This is a genomic window from Pseudomonas sp. EB271-G4-1 (assembly GCF_058791355.1).
The window spans coordinates 43,179-49,572 of sequence record NZ_JBYTEO010000053.1 but is presented as its reverse complement, the minus strand read 5'-3'; the positions used below and the strand labels follow the sequence as shown (position 1 = coordinate 49,572).

Genomic DNA, 6,394 nt, shown 5'->3' with positions numbered 1-6,394 from the left:
GGCTGCGATCTTTTGACCTTGCCTTGAAGATCAAAAGATCGCAGCCTGCGGCAGCTCCTACAGTTCCTCCCGTTATAACTCTCTATATAGCCGATCGGTATTTATAAAATAATATAAATGTCGGTAGGTTATATATCGTTCAAGTAATTAATTAAGAGTTGCGCCAATGCGCTTCAATTACTTGAATACATATGTGCCTTATTGCTACAGCGGTGCGTTCTATTTAGTAACTGTCTACTCGCGGGGAGCTGAACGCTATTCGCCATGAGCGCCATTGAATCTTCGTTTCTGAACCTGTCCTATCCTCCGCAGCTCGATCTGGGGCCGCAACTCACGCACGAACAATTGCTCAGCTCTATGCAGTCGACCATGGCGCGCCACAAAGGCGGGCCGGTGTGGTTGTTCGCGTATGGGTCGCTGATCTGGCGCCCTGAATGCACGGCGGTCGAGCGCGTTCGTGGGCGAGTGCATGGCTATCATCGCGGTTTGTACCTGTGGTCCCACGAGCATCGTGGCACGCCGGAAATGCCCGGGCTGGTCTTTGGTCTGGATCGCGGCGGCTCCTGCAGCGGTTTCGCCTATCGCTTGCCTGATGAACAGCTGGACGCGTCGTTGTATGCGCTATGGAAACGTGAGATGCCATTTCCGTCCTATCGCCCGCACTGGCTCAACTGCCGACTGGAAGACGGCAACCAGGTTCAGGCATTGGGATTTGTCCTGGAGCGGCATCTGCCCAGTTATGCCGGCAACCTGCCGGATCATGTCCTGAGCCACGTGTTCGAGAACGCTTGCGGGCGCTACGGCACTACTCGCGATTATGTCGAGCAGACCGCCCACGCCCTGCGTAGCCACGCCATGCCAGACCGCAATCTGGAGGCGCGGCTCAAGCGCTGCAAGTCAAAGGATGATCAAGCCAGTGCTTCGCGGCTCTGACTGGCGACTTGCTTGTGCCATAGGGTTGGCGCCAGGAAGGCCATCGCCAGCAGGCAGGCGCTGATCAGCAAGATGAAACCGCCGTCCCAGCCGAAATGGTCCACGGTGTAGCCCATCGCTGCACTGGCCGCGACCGAACCTCCCAGGTAGCCGAACAGCCCCGTGAAGCCCGCAGCCGTACCGGCGGCTTTCTTCGGTGCCAGTTCCAGTGCCTGCAGGCCGATCAGCATCACCGGGCCGTAGATCAGGAAGCCGATGGAGACCAGCGCAATCATGTCGACAGTCGGGTTACCGGCCGGGTTGAGCCAATACACCAGTGTCGCCACGGTCACCAATGCCATGAACACCATGCCTGTCAGGCCACGGTTGCCACGGAAGATCTTGTCTGACATCCAACCGCACAGCAACGTGCCCGGAATACCGGCCCACTCATAGAAGAAATACGCCCAGGACGTCTTGTCCACAGTGAAGCCCTTGGCCTCCTTGAGGTAGGTCGGTGCCCAGTCCAGCACGCCGTAGCGCAGCAGGTAGACAAAGACGTTGGCCAGGGCGATGTACCAGAGCATCTTGTTGCGCAGCACGTACTTGACGAAGATTTCCTTGGCGCTGAATTCCTCTTCGTGGCTCGCGTCGTAGCCTTCCGGATAGTCGTTCTTGTACTTCTCGATTGGCGGCAGGCCGACCGATTGCGGGGTGTCGCGCATGGTGATGAAGGCAAACACCGCCACGGCCATGGCCACTGCCGCCGGTACATAAAACGCAGCGTGCCAGTCGTTGAACAGGCCCATGCCGATCAGGAACAGTGGGCCGATCAAGCCACCACCCACGTTATGCGCCACGTTCCACAGCGACACCACGCCACCGCGTTCCTTCTGCGACCACCAGTGGACCATGGTCCGCCCACTTGGCGGCCAGCCCATGCCCTGCGCCCAGCCGTTGATGAACAGCAGGATGAACATGATGGTCACGCTGGACGTCGCCCAATGTGCGAAACCGAACGTGAACATCACCGCTGCCGAGACCAACAGGCCGAACGGCAGGAAGTAGCGCGGATTGGAACGGTCGGAAACGATGCCCATCAGAAACTTGGACAAACCATAGGCAATGGCAATCGCCGACAGCGCCACGCCCAATTCTCCACGGGTATAGCCCTCTTCGATCAGATAAGGCATGGCCAGGGAGAAGTTCTTGCGCAGCAGGTAGTAACCGGCGTAACCGATAAAGATACCGGCGAAGATCTGCCAGCGCAGGCGTCGGTAGGTGCTGTCTATTTTTTCTTCAGGCAGCGGAGCCTGATGTGCGGCAGGACGAAAGAAAGCAAACATTCAAGAGCTCCAAATTTCTTGTTTTGACTGCGGATGCGAATGTTACAGTTTCGTTACCGAAAATAGCATCGGTTCTCATCGACAAAACAGCGGAAATGTTGGAAATCGAGCGTTCTTTTATGAACATGTCGCTCAGACGTAAATGAAGGGCGGTGTAGGAAGCGTTACCGTTTCGACGTAGATGTGCCTGATCTGAACGCAATAGGGCAGCTTTTTGGGAAAGGTCCTGCGCTTTTACCGGAAGCCATGACCTTCAGCCCAAAGCCTTCGATCTTTACCCTTTGTCTGGCAGCCAGGTTTGGCGATGCAGGGTAAGAAGGGGGATGCGTTATGCGGTGGGTTATGTGTTTGGTGCTGTTGGTTTTGTCTGTTGAAAGTAGGGGAGGTGACGTGTTCCTGATACCGGAGCACAACCCCAAGCCGATTTATCCGCCAGCGCTGCAACGGGCCGGAATCATCGGTGATGTCAGGGTCAGGTTTACGGTCCATGCCGATGGCTCGGTCAGCAAGGTAAGTATTTTGCAAAGCGATCATCATGATTTGGCCGAGGCGTGCAGGGTGGCGATAGGGCAGTGGCGGTTCAAGCCATGGACGGTTGAGGATGGGAAGCCTGCGGAGCAGGAAGTGATTGCGCCGATGGTCTTTGGATTCAATTCAGCGTTACCCCTTCATCTCAATGAATGGCTTAAGAAACTGAAATGTCGCGATCTCAATGAAGTCACGGTCAACACGCCCGAACACGCCTGGGCTGATACCACTGCGTTCCACTACACCCGTGCCTATTTATCGAATGCCTTTTCTGCCACAACGTTGCCTAACGAGCGTCGCCTGGCGCTGATAGCCGGGATGAACAGGAAGGTGCCGGTCATTGTCAGGGAATGCCTGAACAATCCGGTGTCCAGGTACGTGAGGTTTTTACCGGAGGATATTCGCAAGTTGCTTTAGTTTGGGGCGGCCTGGACACCATTGATGGGAGTCCAGACCGTGTGGCGGGCTCAGCGAACCTGCACAACCACCTTGCCAACGGCCTTGCGCTGGCCCAGGTCATTGATGGCCTGCGCGGCATTGCTTAGCGGATACACCTGCGACACCAGCGGCTTCAACTTGCCTTCGGCAAACCAGCCAAACAATTGCTGGAAGTTGGCGGCGTTATCCTGCGGCTGACGCTGGGCGAACGAGCCCCAGAACACGCCGAGTACAGCCGCGCCCTTGAGCAGTGCGAGGTTTACTGGCAGTTCGGGAATGCGTCCGCTGGCAAAGCCCACCACCAGCAGGCGGCCGTTCCAGGCGATGGCGCGGATGGCCTGGTCGAACAGGTCGCCGCCCACCGGGTCGTAGATCACGTCGGCACCCTGGCCATCGGTCAGGCGCTTGATTTCGTCCTTGAGGCTGGTTTCGCTGTAGTTGATCAGCTCGTCGGCACCCGCGGCCTTGGCCACGGCAAGTTTTTCCGCGCTGCTGGCCGCGGCGATCACCCGGGCGCCCATGGCCTTGCCGATTTCCACAGCCGCCAGGCCGACACCGCCGGAGGCGCCCAGTACCAGCAGGGTTTCGCCGGGTTGCAGGTGGGCGCGCTGCTTGAGGGCGTGCATCGAAGTGCCATAGGTCATGCTGAAGGCGGCGGCGGTGTTGAAGTCCATGGAAGGCGGAATCGGCAACACGTTGTAACCCGGCACCGCGACCTGTTCGGCGAAGCTGCCCCAGCCGGTAAGGGCCATGACCCGGTCACCGACTTTCAGGTGGCTGACTTTTTCGCCCACGGCGCTGACTACGCCGGCGGCTTCACCGCCGGGGGAAAAAGGGAAGGGCGGCTTGAATTGGTACTTGCCCTCGATGATCAGCGTGTCGGGAAAGTTCACCCCGGCGGCGTGCACCTCCAGCAGGATTTCGTTCTTCTTCGCGACAGGACTGGCGACGTCTTCCAGCACCAGCGATTCGGCAGGGCCGAAGGCTTTGCACAGCACGGCTTTCATCAGGGCTATTCCTTTGGGAGTGTTGGCCGATAAGTGTAGGTGTGTGAGTCGACGGGTCAACGAGCATGCCCGGCCCTGATAACCAGCCATAAGCTTGTGCTGGCGTAGCGGGTGGTTATGCTAGGCCGCAAACCGGATAAGGAGCGAATTGTGAAAGCGTGGATCATGTTGTTGCTGGGCCTTTCCTTGCCTATGGCAGCGGTGGCCGAAGAGGCCAAGGAAGAGGTGGCGCCGAAGGTCAATTACGTCACCTTGAGCCCGCCGTTCGTGGGCAACTACGGGCTCGATGGCACGCCGAAGCTCAAGGTCTACAAGGCTGATGTGGCATTGCGTGTGACGGGTGACGAGGCCGCCAAAGCGGTGAAGGCCAACGAACCGTTGATTCGTAATCAACTGGTGGCGCTGTTTGCCCAGCAGTCCACCGAGACGATGAACAATGTCGAGGCTAAGGAAAAGCTGCGTCAGGAAGCCCTTAAGCAAACCCAGCAGATCATGAATGATGAAACCGGCAAACCGGTGGTTGAGGACCTGTTGTTCAACAACCTCATCATCCAATAAGGCTTGCGTTGCCCGGACGGGCCTCTTCGCGAGCAGGCTCGCTCTCACATTGGAATGCGTCCCCTGTGGGAGCGAGCCTGCTCGCGAAAGCATTCTGATTGCCGCCGCACATCTTACGGCTTAAGTGCTATCACCGCCGCCCACTGCTCCGCCGTCACCGGCATCACCGAAAGCCTCGAACCCTTCTGTACCAAAGGCATCTCCGCCAGCGCCGCCTGTTGCTTCAGATAATCGAGCTTCAACACCCTGGAAAACGTTTCCACATGAGCGACATCGATAGCACTCCAGGCGTTTTTATCCGGTGTTGCCTTAGGGTCGTAGTAATGGCTCTCAGGCTCCAGCGCCGTCGGGTCCGGATACGCCGCTTCGACAATCTTGCCAATCCCGGCAATCCCCGGCTCAGGGCAGCTCGAATGGTAGAAAAAGAACTCGTCCCCCACCGCCATTGCGCGCAAAAAATTACGCGCCTGATAGTTGCGAACCCCGTCCCAGCGCGCTCTGCCAAGCTGCTCCAGGCCTTTGATCGAGAGTTCGTCGGGCTCGGATTTCATCAGCCAATAGGCCATGGTTTGGCTCCTTGCGAAGTGGGTGGAAAGGTTGTCGGGCAATTTTATGACAAACCGACAGTCGGTTGACGCCAGCATTTGCGTGCGGGTTCACGTTGTCGCAAAATGCCGGCCTTTCAAGCTTGACGCTGCTGCACGGCCTACAAACGGAAACCGCTGCTGTCATCGTGTTGATATGCCTTTGGGGGGCAATCGATGAAACGCAAACCGGATTTACTTTGGATTTTGGTTATTTTGTTCGGCCTTGGCGTCGTGACCACTGGCTATGCCCAAAGCCTGTGGAACAACAAGACCGATGCACCCATCGAGGTCTCGGCGCTGCAGCAACAGTCGACAGCCTTCAAGCGCTGATCCTTGCTTTTTGACGCCTGAGCGTGGTGGCGTCTAGCCTGCGTAATACCAGGCCTTGTCCGTCACCGTTCCTTGCAACGGCACATCCCAGCTCGCTTGAGCCAGTCGCTCGACCTTCTGGCATTCATGGGCCAGCCCTAGCAATGTCGGTTTACGCCAGTCATTGCGGCGCGCCAGGTAGGCGAGGCTTCGATCATAGAAGCCGCCGCCCATGCCCAGGCGTCCGCCAACATCGTCAAACCCCACCAATGGCAGCAGCACCAGGTCCAGCGCCCAGACTTTGCGTTGTCGTGCGAGGTTGTGCCTGGGTTCGAGGATACGGAAGCGATTGGGCTTGAGCTTTTCGCCGGGGCGGATGCGCTGGAACACCATTTTGGTTCGCGGCCAGGCACTGAGCACCGGCAGATAGGTGGCCTTGCCCCGACGTTGAGCCGCACGCAACAACAGGCGCGGATCGATTTCACCGTCGGTGGGCAGGTAAAGAGAGATGTGTTTGGCGCGGCGGAACAGCGGTTGCTGGGCCAATTGCTTGTACAGCCCGCGAGCCGCCTGGCGCTGCTGACTGGTTGTCAGTGCGCGGCGGGCCTTGCGCAGCATGCGTCGAAGTTGCGGTCGAGGGAGCAGCGCAGGTTCGGTCATGGATTTTGGCTTCGGCAATACGGTTACCTAAAGCGCCTCTGTAAAAAAG

At 58.0% G+C, this 6,394-nt stretch carries 8 protein-coding genes; 4 read left to right on the top strand and 4 right to left on the bottom strand.

The annotated features are described in order from the left end of the window. Positions 1-264 precede the first annotated feature (264 nt). Positions 265-933, top strand: coding sequence for a gamma-glutamylcyclotransferase (locus tag AC3WWR_RS23215; RefSeq protein ID WP_020797262.1), 669 nt, complete (start codon positions 265-267; stop codon positions 931-933). Here the strand turns inward: AC3WWR_RS23215 and glpT are convergent. Beyond that, positions 909-2,258 carry a glycerol-3-phosphate transporter gene (gene glpT / locus AC3WWR_RS23210; RefSeq protein ID WP_033045731.1) on the bottom strand — a complete coding sequence of 450 codons (1,350 nt, stop codon included), beginning with the start codon at positions 2,256-2,258 and terminating at the stop codon, positions 909-911. The genes AC3WWR_RS23215 and glpT overlap by 25 nt on opposite strands. A gap of 330 nt (positions 2,259-2,588) precedes the next feature. Here glpT and AC3WWR_RS23205 point away from each other — a divergent pair, with 330 nt between their 5' ends. Beyond that, positions 2,589-3,203, top strand: coding sequence for an energy transducer TonB (locus tag AC3WWR_RS23205; RefSeq protein ID WP_033042149.1), 615 nt, complete (start codon positions 2,589-2,591; stop codon positions 3,201-3,203). A gap of 50 nt (positions 3,204-3,253) precedes the next feature. On the opposite strand, the gene AC3WWR_RS23200 is transcribed toward AC3WWR_RS23205, so the two are convergent. Further along, positions 3,254-4,231: an NADPH:quinone oxidoreductase family protein gene (locus AC3WWR_RS23200; RefSeq protein WP_020797265.1), complete on the bottom strand. Its 978-nt coding sequence runs from the start codon at positions 4,229-4,231 to the stop codon at positions 3,254-3,256. Positions 4,232-4,381: 150 nt separating this feature from the next. Here AC3WWR_RS23200 and AC3WWR_RS23195 point away from each other — a divergent pair, with 150 nt between their 5' ends. Then, entirely contained in the window at positions 4,382-4,789 is a 408-nt protein-coding gene (locus tag AC3WWR_RS23195; RefSeq protein ID WP_020797266.1) for a flagellar basal body-associated protein FliL, read from the top strand. Positions 4,790-4,902: 113 nt separating this feature from the next. Here AC3WWR_RS23195 and AC3WWR_RS23190 read toward each other — a convergent pair whose 3' ends face one another. Then, a complete protein-coding gene (locus tag AC3WWR_RS23190) occupies positions 4,903-5,355 on the bottom strand; it encodes an EVE domain-containing protein (protein WP_020797267.1) in 453 nt (150 codons plus the stop codon). Between the two features lie 195 nt (positions 5,356-5,550). Here AC3WWR_RS23190 and AC3WWR_RS23185 point away from each other — a divergent pair, with 195 nt between their 5' ends. Beyond that, the gene (locus AC3WWR_RS23185) at positions 5,551-5,706 is read left to right on the top strand and encodes a hypothetical protein (RefSeq protein WP_020797268.1); all 156 of its coding nucleotides are present in this window, start codon (positions 5,551-5,553) and stop codon (positions 5,704-5,706) included. 33 nt (positions 5,707-5,739) lie between these two features. On the opposite strand, the gene AC3WWR_RS23180 is transcribed toward AC3WWR_RS23185, so the two are convergent. Next, positions 5,740-6,345 (bottom strand): 5-formyltetrahydrofolate cyclo-ligase, encoded by a 606-nt coding sequence (locus AC3WWR_RS23180; RefSeq protein WP_033042138.1) that lies wholly within the window; start codon positions 6,343-6,345, stop codon positions 5,740-5,742. Positions 6,346-6,394: the final 49 nt, after the last annotated feature.